The 23,907-nt window shown below is 70.1% G+C and carries 24 protein-coding genes; 15 read left to right on the forward strand and 9 right to left on the reverse strand.

Features of this window, described 5'->3' with window-relative positions; genetic code table 11:
- Positions 1-95: 95 nt before the first annotated feature.
- A complete protein-coding gene (locus IF46_RS0123860) occupies positions 96-584 on the reverse strand; it encodes a hypothetical protein (RefSeq protein WP_030490605.1) in 489 nt (162 codons plus the stop codon).
- Positions 585-641: 57 nt separating this feature from the next.
- On the reverse strand, positions 642-1,541 hold the full coding sequence (locus tag IF46_RS0123865) for a helix-turn-helix transcriptional regulator (RefSeq protein ID WP_051724119.1): 900 nt from the start codon (positions 1,539-1,541) through the stop codon (positions 642-644).
- Positions 1,542-1,646: 105 nt separating this feature from the next.
- On the opposite strand from IF46_RS0123865, the gene IF46_RS0123870 reads away from it, so the two are divergent.
- From IF46_RS0123870 to IF46_RS0123895, 6 genes are all read left to right on the forward strand, one after another.
- A complete protein-coding gene (locus IF46_RS0123870) occupies positions 1,647-2,345 on the forward strand; it encodes an SDR family NAD(P)-dependent oxidoreductase (protein WP_030490607.1) in 699 nt (232 codons plus the stop codon).
- Between the two features lie 25 nt (positions 2,346-2,370).
- Positions 2,371-3,066 carry a response regulator transcription factor gene (locus IF46_RS0123875; RefSeq protein ID WP_030490608.1) on the forward strand — a complete coding sequence of 232 codons (696 nt, stop codon included), beginning with the start codon at positions 2,371-2,373 and terminating at the stop codon, positions 3,064-3,066.
- Positions 3,063-4,352: a sensor histidine kinase gene (locus tag IF46_RS0123880; RefSeq protein WP_030490609.1), complete on the forward strand. Its 1,290-nt coding sequence runs from the start codon at positions 3,063-3,065 to the stop codon at positions 4,350-4,352. The genes IF46_RS0123875 and IF46_RS0123880 overlap by 4 nt, the downstream gene beginning before the upstream one ends.
- A 29-nt stretch (positions 4,353-4,381) precedes the next feature.
- Positions 4,382-4,936 (forward strand): DUF5872 domain-containing protein, encoded by a 555-nt coding sequence (locus IF46_RS0123885; RefSeq protein ID WP_030490610.1) that lies wholly within the window; start codon positions 4,382-4,384, stop codon positions 4,934-4,936.
- Positions 4,937-5,023: 87 nt separating this feature from the next.
- Positions 5,024-5,473, forward strand: coding sequence for a GNAT family N-acetyltransferase (locus IF46_RS0123890; protein ID WP_232234139.1), 450 nt, complete (start codon positions 5,024-5,026; stop codon positions 5,471-5,473).
- Between the two features lie 139 nt (positions 5,474-5,612).
- Positions 5,613-6,152 carry a PepSY domain-containing protein gene (locus IF46_RS0123895; RefSeq protein ID WP_030490612.1) on the forward strand — a complete coding sequence of 180 codons (540 nt, stop codon included), beginning with the start codon at positions 5,613-5,615 and terminating at the stop codon, positions 6,150-6,152.
- 123 nt (positions 6,153-6,275) lie between these two features.
- Here IF46_RS0123895 and IF46_RS0123900 read toward each other — a convergent pair whose 3' ends face one another.
- On the reverse strand, positions 6,276-8,168 hold the full coding sequence (locus IF46_RS0123900; RefSeq protein WP_030490613.1) for an ABC transporter ATP-binding protein: 1,893 nt from the start codon (positions 8,166-8,168) through the stop codon (positions 6,276-6,278).
- Between the two features lie 84 nt (positions 8,169-8,252).
- Here IF46_RS0123900 and IF46_RS0123905 point away from each other — a divergent pair, with 84 nt between their 5' ends.
- The gene (locus IF46_RS0123905; RefSeq protein ID WP_232234140.1) at positions 8,253-9,077 is read left to right on the forward strand and encodes an alpha/beta fold hydrolase; all 825 of its coding nucleotides are present in this window, start codon (positions 8,253-8,255) and stop codon (positions 9,075-9,077) included.
- Positions 9,078-9,204: 127 nt separating this feature from the next.
- On the opposite strand, the gene IF46_RS0123910 is transcribed toward IF46_RS0123905, so the two are convergent.
- The 3 genes from IF46_RS0123910 to IF46_RS33950 form a co-directional block, all read right to left on the reverse strand.
- Positions 9,205-10,455 (reverse strand): HNH endonuclease signature motif containing protein, encoded by a 1,251-nt coding sequence (locus IF46_RS0123910; RefSeq protein WP_030490615.1) that lies wholly within the window; start codon positions 10,453-10,455, stop codon positions 9,205-9,207.
- Between the two features lie 258 nt (positions 10,456-10,713).
- The gene (locus IF46_RS0123920; RefSeq protein ID WP_030490616.1) at positions 10,714-11,205 is read right to left on the reverse strand and encodes an HAD domain-containing protein; all 492 of its coding nucleotides are present in this window, start codon (positions 11,203-11,205) and stop codon (positions 10,714-10,716) included.
- A gap of 167 nt (positions 11,206-11,372) precedes the next feature.
- A complete protein-coding gene (locus tag IF46_RS33950; RefSeq protein WP_030490617.1) occupies positions 11,373-12,581 on the reverse strand; it encodes a chitosanase in 1,209 nt (402 codons plus the stop codon).
- A gap of 270 nt (positions 12,582-12,851) precedes the next feature.
- Between IF46_RS33950 and IF46_RS0123930 the strand changes: the two genes are divergently transcribed.
- The 3 genes from IF46_RS0123930 to IF46_RS0123940 all read left to right on the forward strand — a co-directional run bounded on the left by IF46_RS0123930 (position 12,852) and on the right by IF46_RS0123940 (position 14,903).
- Positions 12,852-13,451, forward strand: coding sequence for an RNA polymerase sigma factor (locus IF46_RS0123930; RefSeq protein ID WP_051724120.1), 600 nt, complete (start codon positions 12,852-12,854; stop codon positions 13,449-13,451).
- The gene (locus IF46_RS0123935) at positions 13,448-14,152 is read left to right on the forward strand and encodes a hypothetical protein (protein ID WP_030490619.1); all 705 of its coding nucleotides are present in this window, start codon (positions 13,448-13,450) and stop codon (positions 14,150-14,152) included. Before IF46_RS0123930 ends, IF46_RS0123935 begins: the two co-directional genes overlap by 4 nt.
- Positions 14,153-14,282: 130 nt before the next feature.
- On the forward strand, positions 14,283-14,903 hold the full coding sequence (locus IF46_RS0123940) for a hypothetical protein (RefSeq protein WP_030490620.1): 621 nt from the start codon (positions 14,283-14,285) through the stop codon (positions 14,901-14,903).
- A gap of 48 nt (positions 14,904-14,951) precedes the next feature.
- On the opposite strand, the gene IF46_RS0123945 is transcribed toward IF46_RS0123940, so the two are convergent.
- Positions 14,952-16,577 (reverse strand): glycoside hydrolase family 43 protein, encoded by a 1,626-nt coding sequence (locus tag IF46_RS0123945; protein WP_051724121.1) that lies wholly within the window; start codon positions 16,575-16,577, stop codon positions 14,952-14,954.
- A gap of 250 nt (positions 16,578-16,827) precedes the next feature.
- On the opposite strand from IF46_RS0123945, the gene IF46_RS0123950 reads away from it, so the two are divergent.
- The 4 genes from IF46_RS0123950 (at position 16,828) to IF46_RS0123965 (ending at position 21,077) form a co-directional block, all read left to right on the forward strand.
- Complete coding sequence (locus IF46_RS0123950; RefSeq protein WP_030490622.1) at positions 16,828-18,123, forward strand: extracellular solute-binding protein; 1,296 nt, start codon at positions 16,828-16,830, stop codon at positions 18,121-18,123.
- A gap of 52 nt (positions 18,124-18,175) precedes the next feature.
- Positions 18,176-19,174, forward strand: coding sequence for a carbohydrate ABC transporter permease (locus IF46_RS0123955; protein WP_030490623.1), 999 nt, complete (start codon positions 18,176-18,178; stop codon positions 19,172-19,174).
- A complete protein-coding gene (locus IF46_RS0123960) occupies positions 19,171-20,007 on the forward strand; it encodes a carbohydrate ABC transporter permease (protein ID WP_030490624.1) in 837 nt (278 codons plus the stop codon). Before IF46_RS0123955 ends, IF46_RS0123960 begins: the two co-directional genes overlap by 4 nt.
- Positions 20,008-20,096: 89 nt before the next feature.
- On the forward strand, positions 20,097-21,077 hold the full coding sequence (locus IF46_RS0123965) for a LacI family DNA-binding transcriptional regulator (RefSeq protein ID WP_051724136.1): 981 nt from the start codon (positions 20,097-20,099) through the stop codon (positions 21,075-21,077).
- 151 nt (positions 21,078-21,228) lie between these two features.
- Here the strand turns inward: IF46_RS0123965 and IF46_RS0123970 are convergent, their stop codons facing one another.
- Positions 21,229-21,936 carry a SanA/YdcF family protein gene (locus tag IF46_RS0123970; protein ID WP_030490626.1) on the reverse strand — a complete coding sequence of 236 codons (708 nt, stop codon included), beginning with the start codon at positions 21,934-21,936 and terminating at the stop codon, positions 21,229-21,231.
- 102 nt (positions 21,937-22,038) lie between these two features.
- Between IF46_RS0123970 and IF46_RS0123975 the strand changes: the two genes are divergently transcribed.
- Positions 22,039-22,407 (forward strand): hypothetical protein, encoded by a 369-nt coding sequence (locus tag IF46_RS0123975; protein ID WP_157563407.1) that lies wholly within the window; start codon positions 22,039-22,041, stop codon positions 22,405-22,407.
- Between the two features lie 113 nt (positions 22,408-22,520).
- Here the strand turns inward: IF46_RS0123975 and IF46_RS0123980 are convergent, their stop codons facing one another.
- Positions 22,521-23,855 carry a PHB depolymerase family esterase gene (locus IF46_RS0123980; protein WP_030490628.1) on the reverse strand — a complete coding sequence of 445 codons (1,335 nt, stop codon included), beginning with the start codon at positions 23,853-23,855 and terminating at the stop codon, positions 22,521-22,523.
- Positions 23,856-23,907: the final 52 nt, after the last annotated feature.

The following is a 23,907-nucleotide window of genomic DNA, read 5'->3' on the forward strand; positions in this document are numbered from 1 at the left end:
ACTCCTCGCGACCTGGACCGGCGCCTGCATCACCTGCCACCAACCCGTGAAACCGTTACACCGCAACAAACGCCACAGAACCTAACAAAGCACTACTAGTCGTCGGCGACGGCCACCGGTTCCGAGCCGATGCAGCGCACCTTCAACTCGTACGCCCGGGTCGCACCCTGGAACGTGACCTCGACGTCGTCGTCCGGGCCCCGGTCCACGTCGCGGACCCGGTAACCCTGCGCGGGCGCCCAGGAGACGAGGTGTACGCCGCCAGGGCCGCACTCGGCGACGGCCGTGCCGCCGTCGGTGGCGAACCCTCGGCGGGCCCCGGAGTTGGCGCTCGGTGCGGTGCCCGTCGTGCCCGGCGTGGCCGAGGCGGTGCCCGTCGTGCCCGGCGTGGCCGAGGCGGTGCTCGTGGTGGGCGCGGGCTCCGGGGCGGCGAGCGCCCGCTCGATCTCGGCCTCGCTGCGCACCCCACCCGGGGTGCCGGTGAGGCTCTCGCCTACCAACCGGATCGCGCCCAGGCCGATCAGGGTGGCGATGGCGGCGGTGGCCACCCACCCGGTGGCGACGAGAATCGAACGACGGCCCATCGCCTGACTATCCCCGATCCACGGTTGTCGCCGGCACATCCGGACCCTAAGGCACGGTTAACGCCCGCTTGGGTGGCGGGCCCTGTCGTCGAGGTCCGGAGACCCCACCGGGGCGTGGACGCCTGCCACCGTCGCGAGGCGGATCTTGGTCTCGTCGTCGGTGCCCGGGGCCGCGGTGAGGATCACGATCTTCAGTTCGGCGTCGCCGTCGGTCAGGACATCGCAGTCGACCCGAACGGTGCCGACCGACGGATGTTCGACGATCTTGCGGTCTTCCCGGTGGGCGGTGACCGTCCCGGCCGCCCACAGGTCGGCGAACTGCTCGTTGCCCTCCGTGAGATCACGGATGAGCTTCGCCAGGCGTCGATCACGGGGAAACCGGCCGGTGGCCCGCCGGAGGTCGGAGACGACGGCGGCGCTCGTGGCAGCGGCGTCCAGTGAGATCACCGGCCAGCGTGACATCCCCGGCCCGTCGGAGTTCACCGGGAAGGTGTCGCGGGCGAAGTTGCGACGAACCGGCGGGGACGCTGACGGGTCGCCCAGCAGAGCCGCCCAACTCTGGTTCCACCAGATCACCTGCCAATCTGCGGCGAACACGGCGACGGCGGCGTCACCGAGGCGGCCCACCACCCGCTGTACCCCAGGCGGAATGTGATCGGAGATCTGGCCGTCCGTCGGTGCGGCTAGGTTCGCCAGCCGGAAGAGATGGTCGCGTTCGGCGGACGTCAGCTGTAGGGCACGAGCGAGCGCGGAGGTCACCTGCGCCGACGGGGTGGTCGCCCGCCCCTGTTCCAGGCGCACGATGTAGTCGACCGATACCCCGGCAAGCTCGGCCAACTCCTCCCGTCGCAGCCCGGCGGCTCGGCGTCGATGGCCGGCGGGCAGCCCGCTGGACGCCGGCGACAGGCGGTCGCGCCACGCACGAATCGTCGCCCCCAGTCCCGCGGCCCGCGTCATCACGCCCCCGATTGTTTCGCAAACCACCACGAGGAGGGTGGTATTGCTTGTCCTACCGTCGCGACGTCTCTGGTACAGGCCTCGACGGCGACAAACGATGGGCGCATGACGATCACCTTCATCACCGGAGCCAACAAGGGGCTCGGTCGCGAGACCGCCCGTCGCCTCATCGAGCTGGGTCACACCGTTCTCGTCGGCGCTCGTGATCCCGAGTTGGGCGCTGCGGCGGCAGACACCCTCGGAGCCCGTTTCGTGCAGATCGATGTCACCGACGACGACTCGGTCGCGGCCGCGGCCGCCGAGGTCGAGGAGCACGAGGGTCGCATCGACGTGCTTATCAACAACGCGGGCATCCACGGCCCGTTCGGGGACCCGAGCGAACTGACCAGCGGCGACCTGCTCGCAGTCCTCGATGTCAATCTCCTCGGCGTGGTGCGGACGACGACCGCGTTTCTGCCCCTGCTGCGCCGTTCACCCGACCCAGTGATCATCAACGTGAGCAGCGCGATGGGTTCGCTCGCAGCCACCCATGACCGTTCGCGAGCCGAATCGGGAGTCATCGCCCCCGTCTACACGTCCTCCAAGGCGGCGCTCACCATGCTGACCACCCAGTACGCGAAGGCGCTGACGGACATCCGGATCAACGCCGCCGACCCCGGTTACACCGCCACGGACCTCAACGGAAACAGCGGTCCGCAGACCGTCACCCAGGGCACCGACGCCATCGTCACTCTCGCGACGGAAGGTCCGGGACACGGCTCGGGCCGCTTCGTCGACCGCCACGGCGAGATCGCGTGGTCCTAGGCGGTGAGCCGCTAGCCTGCCAGGTGTGCCGCGCCTACTGCTCATCGAGGACGACCTGACGATCCGTACCCCGCTGATCCGAGCCTTGCGGGAACGTGGGCACGCGGTGGCTGCGGCCTCGACCGCGATGGCCGGGCTCCGCGACGCGCTGGAAGACCGGCCTGACCTCGTCGTGCTCGACTTGGGCCTGCCCGACCTGGACGGACGCGAGCTGCTGCGGATGCTGCGCGCGGTCAGCGCGGTGCCGGTCATCGTGGCCACCGCGCGCGACGACGAGACCGAGATCGTCCGGGTGCTCGACGCGGGCGCCGACGACTACGTGGTCAAGCCGTTCACCGCAGCACAGCTCGACGCCCGCGTCCGGGCGGTGCTGCGACGAGGCCCCTCCGGCGCCGACGGGCAGGACCCGACGCTCGTCGTCGGCGGGCTCCGCGTCGACCCCCGGGCCCGGCAGGTCACCCTCGACGGGGCTGCGGTCGAGCTGACGCCCCGCGAGTTCGACCTGCTGCACCACCTCGCCGGCCGACCGGGCCAGGTGGTCACCAAACGTGAGCTGCTCACGGAGGTGTGGCAGATCCCGTACGGCGGTGCCGACAAGACCGTCGACGTGCACCTGTCCTGGTTGCGTCGCAAGTTGGGGGAGAACGCCCAGCAGCCTCGCTACCTGCACACCGTGCGGGGTGTCGGGGTGCGACTCGAAGCCCCGGCGGCGCAGCCGTGAGGGCCCGGCTCGCGCTGTTGGTCGGCGCAGTCAGCGTCCTCACCCTCATCGCGTTCCTGGTGCCGTTGGCGCTGCTGGTCCGCACCGTCGCCGAGGACCGGGCCACCGTTCGGGCCACCGCCGACGCGCAGAGCCTGGTGCCGGTGGTCGGCACCGCCGACGCGGCGACGATCCGGCTCACCGTCGAGCAACTCGCCGCGGAGTCCGGGCGACCGGTGAGCGTGTTCCTGCCCGACGGCACGGTGCTGGGTGCCCAGACACCCCGTACGCCCGCGGTGGCCCTCGCCGCACGCGGACAGAGCCTCACCGGCGAGTCGGCGGCCGGCCGGGAGGTGGTCATCGCCGTGCAGGGTCGGGCGGACGGCACCGGGGTGATCCGGATCGCGGTGCCGCAGCACGAGCTGACCGCCGGGGTCACCCGGGCCTGGCTGGTGCTGGCGCTGCTCGGCGCGATCCTCGTGCTGATCGGGCTGCTGGTCGCCGACCGGCTGGCGCGCACTCTGGTCCGGCCGATCAGCGACCTCTCGGCCGTCTCACACCGGCTGGCCAACGCCGAGTTGGACGCCCGGGTCACCCCGGCCGGCCCCGCCGAGCTGCGCGAGGTGGCCGGCGCGCTCAACCATCTCGCCGGCCGGATCCAGGTGCTCCTGGTGCAGGAGCGCGAACACGTCGCCGACCTGTCGCACCAGCTGCGTACGCCGCTGACGGCGTTGCGGCTGGAGGCGGAGTCGTTGCGGGACCCGGACGACGCCGCCCGGATCACCGCCGCCGCCGACGGGCTCGAACGCGCGGTCACCGGGCTGATCCGGCAGGCCCGGTGGCGGCACGCACCGACGGGGCAGCCGGCCGCCTCGGACGCGGCGGCGATCGTCGCCGACCGGGTCGCGTTCTGGTCGGTGCTGGCCGAGGACACCGGGCGGGCGGTCACCCTCGACCTGGCACCCGGCCCGCTCCCCGTCGGTGTGGCCGCCGACAACCTGACGGCAGCCGTGGACGCCCTGCTCGGCAACGTCTTCGCGCACACCCCCGACGGCACGCCGTTCGCGGTGCGGCTGGCCCGCGAGGTCGGCGAGGTCGTCCTCACGGTCGCCGACGAGGGCCCGGGCATGCCGGCCGGGGCGGTCCGGCGGGGCGCCAGCGCGGCCGGGTCCACCGGTCTCGGCCTGGACATCGCCCGGCGTGCCGCGCAGGCCGCCGGCGGTCGGCTGGAGTTGCGGGCCGCCCCGGGAGGCGGTGCGCAGGTGCTGCTCCGGCTCGGGCCTCCGGCGTCGCCACGGGACGCATAGGCGCTGCGGTGCCGGGTAGCTGCCAGGTCATGGCGCGGTATACGAAACCCGAGCTCAGAGAGCAGATCAAGGAAGAGATCAAGGCTTCCGACAAGGGCGGCAAGCCGGGGCAGTGGTCGGCGCGCAAGTCACAGCTGGTCACTCAGGAGTACAAGAAGCGCGGCGGCGGATTCCTGGGCGAAAAGGACGAGCGGCAGAAGTCCCTCCAGCGCTGGGGCAACGAGAAATGGCAGACGAAAGAGGGCGACACCCACGCGCGCAAGGGCGGCACAACGAGTCGCTACCTGCCCAAGAAGGCTTGGGACGAGATGTCGGAGAGCCAGAAGCGCGCGACCGACACGAAGAAGCGCGAGGCGTCCCGGTCCGGCAAGCAGTACGTCGCCAACACCGGGCCGGCCAAACGCGCGCGCCGGGATGCCACAACGGCCGGTCGGATGTCGGAGATGTCGGTCGCCGAGGCGGCCAAGCTGGTCCGTGGACTCGACACGCGACAGCTCAAGACCGCGCTGCGCAACGAGCACGCCGGCAAGGACCGCAAGACGCTCGTCCAGCGGCTGGAGGCGGAACTCAACCGGCGCGGCTAGCCGTGTCGATACGGCTGATGTTGGACGTACGAATGGTGGTGACCGGAGAATCCCACCATGAACCCGAGCACGCTGACCGTCACGTCCATGACGACCGCTGAGGAGGCCGAGGCCTTCCGGGCGCTGAACGAAGAATGGATCTCCCATTTCTTCACCATCGAGGAGTCCGACCGCAAGACGCTCAACGACCCGTTCGGGGCCATCGTCGACCCGGGCGGCGACGTGCTGATCGTCCGCGACGGCCGGGAGATCGTTGGCTGTGTCGCCCTGGTTCGCAGCTCGGACGACGTCTTCGAACTGTCGAAGATGGCGCTGACTCCGGCGGTGCGGGGCAAGGGCCTCGGCCGTCAGCTCATTGAGGCGGCGATCGAGCGCGCCCGCGGGCTCGGCGCGGCCACCCTGTTCCTGGGCAGCAGCACCAAGCTTCCGAACGCTGTGCACCTCTACGAAACTGCCGGTTTCCAGCATGTCGGTCCGGAACAGGTCCCGCTTCCGCCGTACGCCCGCGCCAACGTCTTCATGCGGATGGCGCTCTGACCGGTTCAGCCCGACGCACAGTCCCGAAGGGGCGGCGCAGGATCGTCGGCTTAACCCGGCCTTAGCGTTCGGACAGCGCGGTGCTATCCCGCTCTGACCGATCCTCGGAGTCGACAACCGAGGAAAGGTGGACACCACGATGAAGCGCACCAATCTGCTTCTGGCGTCGGTCGGCGGGTCGGCGGTGCTGGCGGTGGCCGGGGTCGCGCTCGGCGTCAACGCCGCGAACGACTCGCGGACCGGCGGCACGGCGCTGGCCGCGGCAACTGTCGCGCCGACGGCCACGGACGCGCCGCTGGTCCCTGTCACGCCCGGGGCCAGCGGTTCGCCGTCGGCCGACACCCCATCGGGTACGCCGTCGAGCGGCACGCCGTCCGGTACGTCATCGGCCGACAACGCGCCGGCGGGCAGCGCGGTCGACGAGAAGCGCGCCGGTGAGATCGCGCTCGCCAAGGCCGGCGGCGGTCAGATCGTTGAGGTCGAAGCCGAGCAGGAGAACGGCCGCCCGGTGTGGAGCGTCGAGATCGTCGCGGGCGACACCGAGCACGAGGTGGACGTCGACCGGGACAACGGCTCGGTGGTCAAGGCCGAGCAGGAGCCGGTCGACGCCGATGACAACGACGCCGATGACGCCGACGACAGCGATGACGACAGCGACGACAAGGACGACGACGACTGACCGGATGCCGCCGCCCACCCCGGGTGCTTCACCGGTGGGCAGCGGCGCGCTGTGACGCGGTGGTCGGACCGTCCTTCGTGGGCGGGCCGACCGCCGCGTGCGTCGTGAGGTGCCCGTGAACCGTCAGATGGCGACGCGTTGCTCCTGGACCGTCGGCTGGTCCTGGGCGAACTGGGTGCGGTACAACTCGTGGTAGCGGCCACCGGCCGCGAGCAGGTCACTGTGTCGCCCGCGTTCGACGATGCGGCCGGCTTCGACGACGAGGATCTGATCGGCCGCCCGGATGGTGGAGAGCCGGTGCGCGATGACGACGCTCGTGCGACCCGTCAGGGCTTCGGCGAGGGCGTCCTGAACCGCCGCCTCCGAGGTGGAGTCGAGATGCGCGGTGGCTTCGTCGAGGATGACCACGCGCGGACGGGCCAGCAGCAGCCGTGCGATGGTGAGCCGTTGCCGTTCCCCACCGGACAGGCGGTATCCGCGTTCGCCGACTACCGTGTCGAGCCCGTCCGGAAGTGAACGGATGAGGTCGTCGAGCCGGGCCCGCCGGAGCACCTCCCACATCTCGTCCTCGGTCGCGTCCGGCTGAGCGAAGGCCAGGTTGGCGCGGATGCTCTCGTGGAAGAGGTGCCCGTCCTGGGTCACCACGCCCAAAGCCGTCCGAATCGACTCGGCGGACAGATCGCGTACGTCGACGTCGCCGAGCTTCACGGTGCCGTCCTCGACGTCGTACAGGCGAGGCACGAGCTGCGCGATCGTCGACTTGCCCGCCCCGGAGGAGCCGACGAGGGCGACCATCTGCCCCGCCTCGGCGCGGAACGAGACGCCGTGCAGCACCTCCTCGCCGCCGCGCGTATCGAGCTTCGCCACGTCCTCCAGGGACGCGAGCGACACCTTGTCCGCCGAGGGGTAGCCGAACCGCACCCCCTCGAACTCGACCGCGACCGGCCCTTCCGGGAGGGGTCGGGCGTCGGCGGAGTCGAGGATCAGCGGCTTGAGGTCGAGAACCTCGAACACCCGCTCGAAGCTCACCAGTGCGCTCATCACCTCGACCCGAGCACTGGCCAGCGAGGTCAGCGGTGCGTAGAGACGCGACAGCAGCAGCGCGAGGGCGACCACCGTCCCGGCGTCGAGGCTGCCCCGTAGGGCGTAGAGACCGCCCAGCCCGTAGACCAGGGCCAACGCCAGCGAGCCGACGACGGTGAGGGCGGTGATGAAGACCCATTGGAGCATCGCGGCGCGGATGCCGATGTCCCGTACCCGACGTGCCCGCGCCGCGAACTCGGCGGACTCCTCGGCCGGTCGCCCGTACAGCTTGACCAGGGTGGCACCGGGTGCCGAGAACCGTTCTGTCATCCGGGTGCTCATGGCGGCGTTGTGCTCGGCCGCTTCCCGCTGCAACTGCGCGAGCCTCGAACCCATCCGGCGAGCCGGGAGAACGAAGATGGGCAGCAGGACGAGCGCCAGCAGCGTGATCTGCCAGGAGAAGGTGAGCATCACGGCCAACGTCAGCATCAACGTGACGGCGTTGCCGACCACACTCGACAGGGTGTCGCTGAAGGCCCGCTGCGCACCGATCACGTCATTGTTCAGGCGGCTGACCAGCGCACCCGTGCGGGTACGCGTGAAGAACGCCACCGGCATGCGCTGAACGTGATCGAAGACCGCCGTCCGCAGTTGGACGATCAACCCCTCACCGATGCTGGCGGAGAGAAACCGCGTCACCAGGCCCAGCCCGGCCTCGGCGAGAGCGATCACGGCGATCAGTACGGCCAACCGGATCACCACGCCGCTGTCGGCGCCGTCGACGATCGCATCGACCACCCGGCCGGCGAGGACGGGCGCCGCCACCGTGAGAACCGCCGTCACCACACTCAGCAGCAGGAACCTGATGATCAAGGTGCGGTGTGGTCGTGCGAACTGCGCGATCCGCTTCAATGTGGCGCGGGACAGCGGTCGCTCATCCTGCGCGTTCATGGCGTGGTGCAGGGACATCCACGCGGTAACTTCCATGCTCATGCGTAACCTCCGATACCGGAGGCTAGGACCTCACCCGAGCTTGAGGTCAAGTCGCCACGCGATACTGTCGACGTGGACTTGGGCGTGCGCGACGACGACTGCCGCCTGTGGGCGGAGCAGGCCGGAGCCGGGCCGCCGCTGGTGCTCTGCCACGGGGGTCCGGGTCTGTGGGACTATTTCGCCCCGGTGGCCCGGCTGCTCGAAAGGCATGCCCGCACCATCCGATGGGATCAGCGCGGCTGTGGTCGCTCGCAGCGGCGCGGACCGTATGGCATCTCCCGCTTCGTGGCCGATCTCGACGCGGTACGTGACCAGTTGGCCGGTCCGCGAACGGCCCTGCTGGGCCATTCGTGGGGTGCACACCTGGCGTTGCGGTACGCCATCGAACACCCCGAACGGGTCAGCCATCTGATCTACGTGTCCGGGACCGGCATTGATCCCGATCGCGGCTGGCACCCGCACTACAAGCGGAATCTGAGGCTGCGGCTCGGGCCTCATCTGGACCGGTGGGAGGCCCTCAGCGCGCGCGTCCGCACGCCTGCGGAGGAACGTGAATGGGCGGTGCTGCAATGGTCGGCCGACTTTGCCGACCATGGCACGGCGCTGCGCCACGCCGATCGGATGGCCACGCCATGGCTGGGCATCAACCACGACTGCGGCCAGGCTGTGAACGCCGAGGTCAAGCAGGAGCTAAGTAACTCCGGCCTGGCCGTGCAGTGCCGAGCACTCGACCTGCCCGTGCTGATCATCGACGGCACCGAGGACATCCGGCCCCGCTGGGCCGTTGACTCGCTGCATCGCGCGCTGGCCAACAGCCAGCGGGTGAGCCTCGCCGGGGCCGGCCACCTTCCGTGGGTCGAGAATCCGCACGGCTTCCGTCGGGCGGTGACCACCTTCCTGAGGCAATAAGGCGCACAGATCTCCAGGCGGATCTACCGTGACCTCCGGGTGCGCGATACCGCCGGCTGCCCATCGGGTTGTCTCCGATAGACCGGTTCGCCGACCCGTAAGGGTGCTGTTCTTCTGCTGGCTGCTCCTATGTTCGTCGGTGGTAGTGGTTGCGGCGGGGGAGTTGTTCGGGGTCCAGCCAGGCGGGTGGGGTGAATTGGGGGTGGCCGTCGCCCCCGAGGTGGACGGTCCAGTCGCTGTGGTGCAGGTGTCGGTGGTGGTGGCCGCAGAGTAGGACGGCGTTGTCGAGGCTGGTGGTGCCGCCGTCGGCCCAGTGGTGGATGTGGTGGGCGTGGCACCAGCGGGGTGGTCGGTCGCAGCCGGGGAACGCGCAGCCGCGGTCGCGCAGGACGAGGGCGCGGCGCAGCGGCCCGGTGATGAGGCGGCGTTGTCGCCCGACGTCGAGGATCTGGCCGGCGCTGCCGAGGACGGCGGGCAGCAGGGTGGCGTCGCAGGCCAGCCGGCGCACCGTGTCTGGCGTGAGGCTGAGGCCGGTATCGAGGGTGCCGGCGCCGAGCTTTGCCGTGAGCGCGTCATAGACGGTGGTGACGACGATCTGCGCGGAATCGCCGCCGCTGTCGGGCAGTTGGCCGGTCCGGAGGGTGAGTCGGCAGAGGTCGGCGAGGGCGTCGTGGTGTCGTTGCCCGGGGGACCGGGAGTCGTCCGGTCCGGATGGGGCGGTCAGTGGGTCGATGGCGGCGCGGAAGAGGCCGGCGGTTTCGGCGTCGAGGGTGCCGGTGAGCCGGAGTCGACCGTCGGTCTGCTCGGACAACGTGAGATGCCGATCGCGGGTGGCTCGGGCGGCTTCGGCCTCGAGGGCGGCTCGGGCGGCGGCGTCGGCGATGTCGGGGGCGACGTGGTCGAGGATGCGGGTGCCGAGTTTGCGCAGGTGAGTGGGGTCGAACTGTGCGGCCCAGCCGACGAGCACACCGACTGCTTTGTCGGCGGTCTCGGCGTCGGCCGACCTGTTCACGGTGGCGACGGTGTCGGCGATGACCCGGGCTTGGTCCTGACTGATGGCGCCGTCAGCCAGCGCTTGTCGGATGCCGGGGTTGCCGGTGTCCAGGGCCGTGGCGAGGTCGATCAGGCGGCGGGTGGCTGGGATGGTGAGTCGCAGGTGTTCGCGCAGCCACACCGCGGTGGAGGAGGCACCTTGCGTGCGGGCGGTCCCGCGGCCGTCGATCTCGCGGATGAGGATGAGAGTGACGGCGGCGAGGCGTTGCTGAAGGCGGTGCGCGGCGTCGAGCGCGCCGATCAGGTCGTGTTCCGGCAGGGCCCAGGCGGCGGCGTCGACGCAGGCGGCGACCGCGTCGTCTGCCTGCGCCAACTCCTCGACCATGACCCGAGACTAGAACAGGTGTACGACGCGTTCAGTCGCCATGATCGATTCGCTTAGCCACTCGCCGGCGGGTTCGTCGATGCCGAACTCCTCTCCGGTGGCGACCAGGATGGGCCTGCTGCCCGACAGCACTGGCTGATGCTTGGCCTGAGCGAGGGGGCTGGGTGTTGACCGCGTCGCCTGGTCCCGGTACGAGCGAGCGCTGGATGTCGACGGCGCTTCCTGGTGCCCGGGGTACGAGCGAGGGCTGGGGCGTCGCTAGCTGTTCGCCAACGGACGCTGAAGAGCCTTGGCCCAGGCCATGACGTGATCGATGGAGCTGCGGGTGAGGCCGATCGTCGGGTCGGCAGTGATCAACAGGGTGGGGCTGCTGCGTGCTGCGGCCCAGATGTGGGCCTGCGGTGTGTGCAGGTCGTCGATCCATGCCGCGGGTCGTTGCTGGGCATAGGCGGCGATGATCGGAATCTTGTCGCTGGGATGGAACGGCGCGGGTGGCATGGTGATCACGGGCAGGGGGGTGATGCGCAGAAGCGGAGCAAGGAGTTGATTGGCTTCGTCGTTCCAGCTCGTGGCCCAGGCGATGTCGAGGACGGCGCTCGCTTCGCTGATCCAGGCGCCGTGGGTGGGGTTGACGCGGACGGGATCCTCACCGGGGAACAGGTGGTGCTCGGCGTAACCGGCGGGTGGTTGAGAAGTCCCGTAGGGGTTGAGGACACCGTCGACGTCGAGCAGGAGCAGGGGTCGGTCCACCCAGAGGATCCTGCCGTAAACGGTCCGCCGGTGGTGACCGCGAACCAGGTCGCCGGCGAAGTCCCGCCGGCCAGGACCGGCCGGACAGGCACCAGACGGCGGGGCAGGGGCAGAGCGGCGGGTCGTCGGCGAACGGAAACTGCGTGCCGGCGACCCCGCCCACCGGCCTAGCCGATGCGGAACTGGTCGCCGTAGACGGCGAACACCAACGGCGTGTTCAGGTTGAAGTTGCCGTTGTTGAGGAACACCCGCTGGGCCGTGTCGACGCGGGAGGTGTCCGAGTGGGCCTCCTCCTTCTTCATCTCGATGACCCGCTCGTCGAGGAAGGCGTTGAGCCAGGTCCGCTCGTCGCCGCCCTGTGCTGGCGGCTTGGCCCGGTTCAGGGCGCGGCTGCGGATCTGGCGCATGCCCTCGTACCCGTGCATGACCGCCGCGTCGTAGTAGGCGAACTGACCGAGGGCCCGGACCTGGTCGTTCTTGCCGTCGCGTACCGACGGGTTGAAGTAGACCCGGTCGCGTTCGGCCTCCTGGGCCGCCTGGAACACCGAGTCGGTGGCCGCCGTGCGCCAGTCGCGGGGGAAGTTGGGGTCGAGGCCGGAGTGCGACGGCGTGCCGTTGACGGCGCGCAGCGCCGGCAGGTAGCCGGCCAGCACGTTGCCGGGCTTGGTGCGGGTGTACGCCTCGACGAGTTCGAGCATGTCGCCGGTGCCGGAACAGAAGCCGATGATGCCGGCGGTGTAGCCGCGTCCGTCACCGATGTCCTCGATGTAGGAGAACTGCGCCCGCCAGTCGAGCGAGGAGTTCTCCGCAGCCGAGACGAGTTGCATGGCGACGTCCTTCTTCGCCGGGTCGTCGAGGTTGGTCCCGCTCGGGGTGGTGGGTGTGGGCGTGGGGGTGCCGCCTCCCGGCAGGGTCCACCGCTGGTTGGTGGTGCCGCCGCAGGTCCAGATCTGCAACCGGGCGCCGTTCGCGGTGCTCCGGTCGGTGACGTCGAGGCACTTGCCGGAGGCGGTGTTGACCAACGCGCCGTTGCTGGCGGTCCACTTCTGCGCGCCGGTGTTGTTGCAGTCGTACAGCTGCACCTTGGCGCCGTTGGCGGTCGACGCGGCGGTGACGTCGAGGCACTTGCCGAGTGCGCGGATCGAGTTGTCGGTGTTGCCGACGGTCCACGTCTGGGCCGCGCTGCCGTTGCAGTCGTAGAGCTGGACGGGCGTGCCGTTGGCCGAGTTGGCGCCGGCGACGTCGACGCACTTACCGCCGAGGCCGGTGATCGGGCCGGCGGTCGCGGCGCTCGCCGACGGCAGGCCGTAGCCGGCGGCGGCGACGCCGATCAGCAGGGTGCCCACGACGTACGCGGCTGTTCTCTTGTGAACCATGGTGTTCCTCGGGGAAGGGGCGGCGTGCCGCCGGCCGGTCGGTGGCCCGGCGCGGCGGTTCGCGCCCCGGCGGGCACCGCGAGCATCAGGAAACTGTATTAACAGATACCAGTCGGTCGATTCCTCGTCAATCGACGACCGCGAGGCGTGACGGGTTCCGTTCATCCCGTTGTTGGCGAAACGTACGTGCCGGTGGCTATCGTCGGGCCGTAACGGATCAACGGGCCGGTCCATCGGGAACCAGCACCGCCCGACGGACAGAAGATGGTCATGGAGTCGAGTCTGCGCGCTCGGGTGCGAGCCGGTGATTCCGGCGCGTTCGCCGAGCTGTTCGACAAGTACGCGCGCTCGGTGTACAACCACGCGTTCCGGCTCACCGCCGACTGGGCCACGGCCGAGGACGTGATGGCCGCCACATACCTGCAGGCCTGGCGGTCCCGGGAGCGGGTCACCGAGGAGGGCGGGTCGCTGCGTCCCTGGCTGCTCGGCATCGCCACCAACGAGGCCCGCAACCACACCCGCAGCAACCGCCGTTACCGCCGTACGGCCGCCGCGCTGCTCGCCTCCGACTTCACCCTGCCCGATCACGCCGACGAGGTCGCCGGCCGGCTCGACGACAGCCGCCGCATCGCCGCCGCGATCGACGCGCTGGCCCGGCTGCGTCGGCCCGAGCGCGAGGTGCTGACCCTGTGCCTGTGGGAGGGCCTCGACTACGAGTCCGCGGCGGACGCGCTGGGCGTTCCGGTCGGCACGGTCCGATCCCGGCTGTCGCGTGCCCGCGCCCGACTCCGAACCCTCGTCGACGCCGCGCCGCGCTCATCGCGGCCGCCGGTCGTGGACGCCTCGCTCGCACGGGAGGTCAGCCAGTGAGCGCACCGGACCCGGCCGAGTGGGCGGATATCGCCCCCCATCCCGGTGATCACGACCTGCCGGCGGGTCGGCACGAGCTGCACCGCAGGCAGTTGCTGACGGCGATCGCGCAGCAGCCGCGTACCCGAAGAAGGGCCTTCGTGTCGCTGCGGCCCGCGCTCGCGGCGGCCGCGTTGGTCCTGGTGGCAGCGGGGGTCGGTGGAGGGCTCGCCGCCCGGTCCGGCGACGCGCCTCCGGCGGCGCTCCCGTCGGCCGAGGCGAGCCGCCCGGCCGTCCCGCCAGGCCCGGTCGCCAAGATCCGGGCGTACGGCACGGTGCGCCAACTCACCGACACGGCCGACCTGGTGGTCCGTGGCGAGGTGGTGTCGGTGGCGGACGGGCAGGCGCTCTACCGGGTGACCGAGGTGCTCTACCGCGCACCGGACGTCCCGGTGTCCACCGAGATCACGTTGGGAACGGACTCGGCCGGTGTGTCCGGTCAGTCGACCGTCCTCTACCTGGCCCGCAGCGGCCCGCAGGGGCCCGTCTACACCCCACTCAGCGGCGACTTCGGGATCTTCGACGTCGTTGGGGAGGCGGCCACCAGCCGGTCGCCGGCGATGTCGGTGACCGGGCTGCGCGCCGAGGACGCCACCGGGGCGGGCCGCGCGTTCGTCACCACGCTGGCCGAGCTTCGCCAGCTCGCGCGCGAACGGGGCTGAGCGCGGCCCGTGCTGAGCCCCGGAAAAAAGAATGGAACTCGGAGCCCGGGGCGCACAGATAGAGGGTGTAAGCAGTGCCGCGTTCCGAGCGAGACGACCCGGGACGGCACCGAGACGCAAGGAGCGTTCCATGGCAGTCGACCTCCGCCGTACCCGGCCTCTGTGGGCCACGGCCGCCGCCGTGCTCGCCGCGGCGGCGTTGTCCGCCTGCGGCAGCGCCGGCGCCGACAAGGCCGCCGCACCCGCCCCGAGCAGCGCCGCCCCGAGCAGCGCCGCCCCGCCGACCAACGCCGCGCCGCCGATCAAGGGCAAGCTGCGCGGGTACGGCACCGTGCAGCAGCTCAGCGAGACCGCGGACCTGGTGGTACGCGGTGAGGTCGAGGCGGCCGGATTCCGGGTCGACGAGGTGCTGCGCGCGGCGACCGGATCGACCGTGCAGGCTGGCACGCGGATCACGCTCGGCAGCATGCCCGCTGGTGTGCCCGACATGGCGAACATGTCCAAGCTCGAGGCGGGTCAGGTCGTGGTGCTCTACCTGGCCAAGGACCAGGCGGCCCCGACGACGTTCCGGACCCTCAGCGGCGACTTCGGCGTGTTCGACCTGAGCGGAACCGGCACGGAGGCCGTCGCCGCGACCCGCTCCCAGAGCATGGCCGTCAGCGGCCTGCTCGCCGAGGACCCGGCCGCGTCCGGGCACGGCTTCCGCACCACGCTCGGCCAGCTGCGCACCGTCGCCGCCCAGGTCAAGTAGCACGAGCTGAAACGCGGGCGGCACCCGACCGGGTGCCGCCCGCGTGCGTCACTGCTCCCGGTAGGTGGCCAGGTCGAAGTCGGCGTACACGCCGTCGCCGCCCAGGTCCTGCACCCACAGGCCGAGGAACGCCCCGGTGAAGCCCCACGCCGCCGGCTCACCGTCGATGATCAGCGCGGCGTGTTCGTCGGACAGGATAGTCGCGTCCAACTCGACCGGGACCCGCTGCCAACCTGCGCCGAGGTCGTACTCGAAGCGCACCACCGGCCCGTCGAAGACGGCCCGCAGACCCACCCGGGTTACGCCGTCGACGTCGACGGTCAGTTCGGGGTACGCGGTGCGCCGCCCGTTGTCGGAGCTGAGTAGCTCCAGCACCGTCCGCCCGTCGTCGGCGCGGGTCAGGTAGAGGTGGTGCCAGTTGAGGGTGTTGTAGTAGGCGGTGATCCCGGCGAGCTGACGGTGGTCGACCGGTTGGAACTCCACCACGGTCTCCAGTGAGCAGTGCATCGCGCCGACGCGTCGCGCGACCAGGCTGGGGGCCTGTCGACCGACCGGCGACTGCCCGCCGTGGACCCGCAGGTACGACGGGCGGGTGTGCAGGTCGACCCAGTCCGCGGTCGCCGGCCGACGCAGCGTCGACCAGAACCGGCCCAGCTCCGAGCCCTCGAAGTGGTCGGTCTCGGGCTCCGCCGGCCACGGGTGCGCGGGCAGGTCGGGTGCGACGACCTCGTCGGCGGGCACCCCTCCGGGGATCTCCGGCCAGCCGCCGGACGGCCACTCGACCCGCTGGATCGCGGTCTCCCGACCCAGTACGCAGCTGCCCAGCGGGGTGTACGGGCGGCCAACCAGGTGGGCGAGGTACCACTCGCCGTCCTGCGTACGGACCAGGCTGCCGTGACCCGCCTTCTGCAAGCGCAGGTCGGGTCGGTCCACCGAGGTGAGCAGCGGCCCGTCCGGGTCCACCTCGTACGGGCCGAACAGCTCCCGGGACCGTGCCACGGTGACCTGGTGTTCCCAACTGGTGCCGCCCTCGGCGGTGATCAGCCAGTACCAGCCGTCGTGGCGGTACACGTGCGGGCCCTCGGTGACCCCGACCGGGGTGCCGGTGAACAGGATGCGAGGGCTGCCGACCAGGCGGCGCGCGGCCCGGTCGTACTGCTGGATCTCGATGCCGCCGAAGCGGTCGCGGCCGGGTCGCCAGTCCGCGCTCATGCTCAGCAGCCAACTGGTGCCGTCGTCGTCGTGGAACAGCGACGCGTCGAACCCGCGACCGTGCAGCTTTACCGGGTCTGACCAGGGGCCGGCGATGTCGTCGGCGGTGATCAGGAAGTTCTGCGGATCCCAGTAGCCGCTGGCGAAGCTGGCCACGTCGCTGTAGACGAGGTGGAACTGACCGTCGTGGTACGTCAGGTCGGGCGCCCACACCCCGTTGGAGTCACCGCAACCGCGCAGATCGAGCAGACGCCGGTCGGTGATGATCCCGCCCAGGCTGCGCCAGTTCACGAGATCACGCGAATGGTGCACGAGCACGCCTGGATACCACTCGAAGGTCGAGGTGGCCAGGTAGTAGTCATCGCCGACGCGCAGGATCGACGGGTCCGGGTGGAAGCCGGCGAGGATGGGATTGCGGATCGACCGGGTAGCGGTCGCCACGTTAGCGATGTCGGTCGACACGAGGCTCCTCTGGACGGACTGTCTGGAACTTCCGGAAACTTGCGGTCCCGGATCGCTGGAAGTCCTGCCTACGCTAGCCGGTCTTTTCGCAATAGGACAGAGGCCTTGACCGTTGCCGAAACAGCTCGTAGCGTGCCGGCCATCGACCGGTAATACCGGCGAAGCAATGAAAGTTCCGGAGATCCATAGGTCCCACCCCGCCGGCTCGGCCGGCGTCCGAGCACCCCGTGAGTCCCCGAAGGGATGGATCATGACTATGCACGTTTCCCGCCGAACGCTGCTCGGCCTCGCCGGTGCCGGCGCTGGCGCATACCTGCTGAGTGCCTGTAGCGGCGACGGTGAGTCCAGCGACCCGACCGCACCGCAGACCATCAACTGGTGGCACATCCAGAACACCGAACCGATGCTGCCGGTCTGGGCCGCGATGGCCAACGAGTACAAGACCGCACACAGCAACGTCACGATCACCATCCAGCCGCTGGAGAACGAGGCGTTCAAGGCCAAGCTCACCACCGCCACCCAGGCCGGCGACCCGCCGGACCTGTTCCAGTCCTGGGGTGGCGGCGTGCTCAAGCAGCAGGTCGACGCGGGTCTGGTCAAGGACCTCACCGACGACCTGAAGGATCTGGTCGCCGGCATCCTGCCCGCCGCGATGCAGCCGTACACCATCGACGGCAAGATCTACGGCATTCCGTTCGACATCGGCATGGTCGGGTTCTGGTACAACAAGGACCTCTTCACCCGCGCCGGCATCACCGAGACCCCCAGCACCTGGGCTGCCCTGCTCGACGCGGTCCGCAAGCTCAAGACCGCCGGCATCACCCCGGTCGCCCTGGCCGGCAAGGACAAGTGGCCGGCCCACTTCTACTGGTCCTACCTCGCGATGCGCATCGGTGGGGTGGGTGCGCTGCAGAAGGCCGTCGACGACAAGAACTTCGACACTCCCGACCTCGTCGCCGCCGGTGAGCGGCTCAAGGAGCTCGTCGACCTGCAGCCCTTCCAGAAGGGTTTCCTCGGCGCCGAGTACGGCTCGCCGGACGGCCAGGCCGCCACCATGGGCAACGGCGGCGCCGCCATGGAGCTGATGGGGCAGTGGGCACCGGCGGTGCAGGGGTCCAGCTCCACCAGCAAGAAGGGCATCGGCGACAAGCTCGGCTTCTTCCCGTTCCCCGCGGTGGACGGCGGCAAGGGCTCCGTGACCGAGGTCTTCGGCGGCGGTAACGGCTTCGCCGTCGGTAAGGACGCCCCTGCGGCCACCATCGAATTCCTGAAGTTCCTGCTCACCGCCGAGAACCAGAAGCGTTCCGCCCAGACCGGGGCGGTGCTGCCGACCGTCAAGGACGCCACCTCGGCCATTCCCGACGCCAACGGCAAGGCCGTGGCGGAGACCCTGGCCAAGAACACCGGCTTCCAGCTCTACCTCGACCAGGCGTACGCCCCCGCGCTCGGGCAGCAGATCAACGACAGCGTCGCGGAGATCATCGCCGGCAAGAAGCAGCCGGCGGCGATCCTCAAGGACATCACGCAGGTGGCGAAGACCGCCTGACCGTGAACCATCACCCATCCGTAGCCGGCCGTAGAACCCGAGTGGAGCAGGAATGACCAGGCCATCGACCGTGTCGGAGATGAGGCGCGGCGACCCGGCAACGGATCCGCCGGCAACGGGGCCGGGCACCGCGCGACTGCGCGGCCGCCAGCCCCGGCCGGGCCGGGGTCGCGTCCTTGCCGTGTTCCTGGCGCCAGCCCTGGCGCTTTTCGTGCTGCTGGTCCTCGCCCCGATCGTGGTGGCCGGCTACGCCAGCCTCTACAAGTGGAACGGCTTCGGGCTGCCAGAGAACTTCATCGGGCTGGACAACTACACCCGGGCGTTCGCCGACCCGACCTTCCGCGGCGACCTGCGGCGCGGCCTCGTGCTGGTGGTGCTGTCCCTGGTCGTGCAGCTGCCCGCCGCGCTGGCCCTGGCCATGCTCCTCAACCAGCCCCTTCGCGGCCGGGCCGTCTATCGGCTGATCTTCTTCGCTCCGTACGTGCTCTCCGAGGTCACCACGGCCGTGCTGTTCACCCTGGTGTTCTCACCCAACCGAGGGCTGGGTGAGGGGGTCGCCAAGTGGCTGGGCGCCGACGCGGGGACGATCTTCGCCGACCCGGACACCGTGCTGTTCGCGGTCTTCCTGGTGGTGTCCTGGAAGTACTTCGGCCTCTACATGATGCTCTTCCTGGCCGCCCGCCAGGGGATCCCCAAGGAGTTGTCCGAGGCCGCCGTCACCGACGGTGCCACCGCCTGGCAGGCGTTCCGACACGTCACCCTGCCCCTGCTCGGCCCGACGATCCGGATCAGCGTGTTCCTGTCGGTCATCGGCACCATCCAGCTCTTCGACATGGTGTGGGTGCTCACCGGCGGTGGCCCGATCCACTCCTCCGAGACCCTGGCCGTGACGATGTACCAGTACGGCTTCCGGCGCTTCGAGGTCGGCTACGCGAGTGCGATCAGCATCATCATGTTCCTGCTGAGCCTCGTCTTCGCCCTGCTCTACCAACGCGTCGTCCTGCGTCGTGACACCGCGGGCGCGATCACCACTCAGGGAGGCCAGCGATGACCGCCACGGCGAGTCGCGCCAAGCGGACCCGCAGCGTCCTGCTGCACCTCGTCTGCATCGCCGTCGGGGCGCTCATCGTCGTGCCGGTGTGGTTCGGCGTCCTCGGCGGCTTCAAGGACAACGGCCAGTTGTCCACCAACCCGCTGGGCTGGCCCGACCCCTGGGTGCCGAACTACCTGGAGATCCTGGGCAACGGGGTGTTCTGGCGGCAGCTCGGCAACAGTCTCCTCATCGCCGTGAGCAGCACCTTCATCGTCGTCGCCGCGGCGGCGATGGCGGCGTTCGTCTTCGCGCGGTACGCCTTCCGGGGCCGCGAGTTCCTGGTGACCCTGTTCGCGATCGGCCTGATGTTCCCGTTCGCGGTGGCCATCCTGCCGCTGTTCGTCCTGCTCCGCGGCATGGGTCTGCTGGACAACCCGCTCGGGGTGATCCTGCCGCAGGCCGCCTTCGGGCTGCCGATCACCATCATCATCCTGCGTCAGTTCTTCCGGACCATCCCGGCCGAGGTCGAGGAGGCCGCCATCCTCGACGGCTGCGGCTACTTCGGGTTCTTCTGGAAAGTCCTGCTGCCGATGGCCCGCCCCGCCCTGGCCACCGTGTCGGTGCTGGCCGTCGTGACCAGTTGGAACAACTTCATGCTCCCGCTGGTCGTCTTCAGCGACCAGAGCTGGTGGACCCTGCCGGTCGGAGTCCAGGCGTTCCAGGGCCAGTACGCCGACGACACCGCCCGGGTGCTCGCCTACGTCGTGCTGTCCATGCTGCCAGCCCTCGGCTTCTACGCCGTGGCCGAACGGCAACTGATCGGCGGCCTGACCGGCAGCGTCAAGGGATGACATCGCAGCACCGCGAGCAGACCTGAGGCTTCCAGCAGGACGAAGGGGGGACCGTGGGCACGGAGAACGGCCGAAACGTCACCATCGCCATGATCGCGCGGTTGGCCGGTGTCTCCGTACCCACGGTCTCCCGGGTCATCAACGGCCGCTCCGACGTCGCCCCCGACACCCGCGAACGCGTCGAGGCGCTGCTCAACCGGCACGGCTACCGCCGCCGGTCACCGGCCCGGCGTACCGATGCGGCCCTCATCGATCTGGTCTTCAACGACCTGGACAGCCCGTGGGCCGTGGAGATCATCCGCGGGGTGGAGGACGTCGGCCAGACCAGCGGCGTCGGCACCGTCGTCTCGGCCATCCACTGGCGCATCTCCTCGGCCAAGCAGTGGCTCGACAACATGCGGACGCGCTCCACCGAGGGCGTCATCTTCGTGACCTCGATGGTGAACCCGCCGTTGCAGGCCGAGTTGCGCCGGCTCCACCTGCCGGTCGTCATCATCGACCCGGCCGGGGTGGACCCGCAGGAGTCACCCACTATCGGCGCCACCAACTGGGCGGGCAGTCTCAGCGCCAACCAGTACCTGATCAGCCTCGGCCACCGCCGCATCGGCTTCATCGCCGGCCCGCCACACCTGATGTGCAGCCGGGCCCGGATGGACGGCTACCGGGCTGCCCTCGGCGCCGCCGACATCCCCATCGACGACGCCCTGATCCGTCCCGGCAACTTCTACCACGAGGCCGGCTTCACCGCCGGTACGCAACTGCTGGCCCTGCCCGACCCGCCCACCGCCATCTTCGCCTCCAGCGACCAGATGGCACTCGGCGTCTACGAGGCGGTCCGCAAACGCGGCCTGCGGGTGCCCGACGACATCAGCGTGGTCGGCTTCGACGACCTGCCGGAGGTCCGGTGGTGCTCCCCGCCGCTGACCACCGTTCGTCAGCCCCTGGCCGAGATGGGCATGTTGGCCGCACGGACGCTGCTGCGCCTGGCCAGCGGCGAGAGGACCGAGAGCCCTCGGGTCGAACTCGCCACCGAACTCATCGTCCGCGACAGCGCCGGCCCGCCCCGCTGAGCGGCGCGGTCGGCGATCGCGTAACGGACCCGTCAATGAAGAACGACGCCCGCCTGGCCGAGTTCGTCGAGTAGCTCCTCTCTCTCGCTTCGGCCCCTTGAGATCTTCGGGCCGACAATGCCACTGTTATCCGTCGACTAGAAGCCCGCGTTCAGTCGTCCCGCAGGGCGTCGTCGACGCCCGTCTCCCGCCGACCGAGGTGCGCCGGATCCCGGCCGGAGAGCAGATCCAGCACGGCCTTCAGGCAGGCGCCGTTCTCCCGCGATGAGCTGACCCGCCACGTCTGGGCGTAACGCCGCGCGGTCTCGTCGCCCACCCCACTGGCGTCGATGCCAAGGTCCCTGCACAGGGCCACCGCGCGGGGGAGGTGGAAGGACTGGGTCACGACCGTCGCACGTCGCACCCCGAAGATGCGCTCGGCCCGCGCGCACGAGTCGTACGTGTCGAAACCGGCGAAGTCGAGCACCACCTTCCGCGCCGGCACTCCCCGGTCGACCAGCCAGCCCAGCATTGCGGCGGGTTCGTTGTAGTCGGCGTTCATGTTGTCGCCGGACACCAGGATCGCCCGTACCTTGCCGGCGTCGAACAATCGGCGCGCGATCTCCAACCGAGCCGCCAGGAACGGCGACGGGCTGCCGTCCGCGTCTACCTTGGTGCCCAGCACGAGGGCGACCGGCGCGTCCGGCACAGCCGCCTCGCTGTAGATGTGACCGTCGGCCGCGTCGCGAATCCACGTCACGCTGGCCACTGTGCCGCCGGTCAGCAGCACCGCGCCGACCACCATCGCGAGAAGGGTGCGGCGAACAAGCCGTCGGCGTTTCCCGTACCACCGTCTGAGCGCACCGAATCGTCCCCGCATGTCCGCGAGACTATTCCTGCTGTGCATGCGACGACCGAGCCGGTGGGGGAACTGACGATGAGGCACGTCGAGTTTGGCCGTAATCAGTACGGTGCGCCAAGCATGACGAGCGGCGAGCGGCACTTCCTCGACCTCGCCTCTCAACTCGCCAGCGATATCCAGAGCTACGCCCCGGACTGCCTAGAACTGCTGCAGTGCATCGACGACGTGGCGTCCGGGCGTTGCGCGTACGAGGAGTTCGAGGGCAACTCATCCGTCGTGCGCTGCACTCCGGCTGGCGTCACGGTGCAGAGCCTTGGACCGGTCCCGTCCGGGACGACATACACCGTCGACGAAGCCCGCGCGGTCATCCTCAATTACTTCAACTTCCTGGCCCCGTCTGTCGAGGACAGGAAGCGGCACCTGGGGACGTGGGAGCAGGAGCACGGCGGGCCGTTCTCTGGCCGACACCTGCTGCGCCTCAACGAATAAGGGCGCCATGGTGGCGGCCACGACTGGACCGGTGGCTCGGCTCGGGAGGGATCCCGAGCCGAGCCACACGCCGCACGAGCAACCGACGGGGTACGCCGACGTCGGTCACCGCGTCAGCTTCGGGTCCACCGCTGGCTGTTCGTGCCGTTGCAGCTCGACAGGACCACCTGGGTGCCGTTGGCGGTTCCGTTGGCGTTCGGCGTGAGGCACAGGCCGGACTGCACGCCGGTGACCGTGCCATCGGTGTTGAGGTTCCACTGCTGGTTGGTGCCGCCGTTGCAGTCCCAGATGATTACTCGGGTGCCCGGCGAGGTCCCGGCGCCCTCGGCGTCCAGGCACTTCGTGCCGTACACCTGCAGTTGCTTTGTGGCGGTCGGCGTCCACTGCTGGTTGGTGCCGGCGTTGCAGTCCCACAACGCCAGCTGGGTGCCGTTCGTCTGCGACCGGGACGGGACGTCCAGGCAGCGGTTGGCGCCGGTGTTGCGCAGCGGCCCCGCCGTGCCGCCGGGTGGCGGCGTGGTGGGGCTCGTGGTGTCGAAGCCGAGGAACCGGACGGCCTGGGCGGCGTCGAACGGGATGGAGTGGCCGTACCCCTGAAAGCTGATCGCTTCGACGGGCGCCGTGCCGCCGGTGCCCCCGTACCGGGTACGGGTGGCGCTGGTCTGCGGGGAGTCGGTGTAGCTGGGGGTCTGCGACACGCCCTGCACGTTGGTCCACTGCTTGATCTGCTCGCCGAAGTTGACGTAGCTCAGCGTGGTGTCCGTGGTGCCGTGCCAGATCTGGAACCGGGGACGCTTGCCCGAGTAGCCGGGGTAGGCGTTGCGGACCAGGTCACCCCACTGCTGCGGGGTCTTGACGATCCGCCCGCCGGAGCACTCGCTGTTCCACTCCGCGCCGTTGGTGGTGGCGAAGCACCCGAACGGAACCCCGGAGGAGCTGAACCCGGCGTGGAACAGGTCCGGGTAGAGGCCGACCATGACGTTCGTCATCATGGCGCCGGAGGAGAACCCACCCACCCCGATCCGGTTGGCATCGACCGGGTAGCGGCTGCGGACGTAGTCGACCATGGACTTGAGGCCCACCGGGTCGCTGCCGCCGTCGCGCCGGAGGGCCTGCGGGGAGGAGACGTCCCAACACTTGCTGCTCCGGGTCACCGACGGATAGATCACGATGAAGCCGTAGCGGTCGGCGAGGGTGCTGAGGCCGAAGCCGGTGTGCACCGCCGGGCCACTGCCGGTGCAGTAGTGCAGGGCGAGGAGCAGGGCCGGTTGGGCCGCGACCCGGTCCGGCACGTACAGGTGCATCTGGAGGTTCGTGGGGTTGGTGCCGAAGTTGGTGACCTGGGTGAGCGTCGCGGCCGACGCCGGGGTGGCGACCGTGACCACGGCCGTCATCGTCGCCAGGGCGGTCGCCAGCGCGGCGGCCAGCAGTGCGATCCTTGATCTCATCGGCGGTTCCTCTTGTCGTGAGTCGGGAGCTCGGCGGCAGCACGGCGGTCCC

It is taken from the genome of Micromonospora chokoriensis (genome assembly GCF_000718555.1).
GTDB classification, from domain to species: domain Bacteria; phylum Actinomycetota; class Actinomycetes; order Mycobacteriales; family Micromonosporaceae; genus Micromonospora; species Micromonospora chokoriensis_B.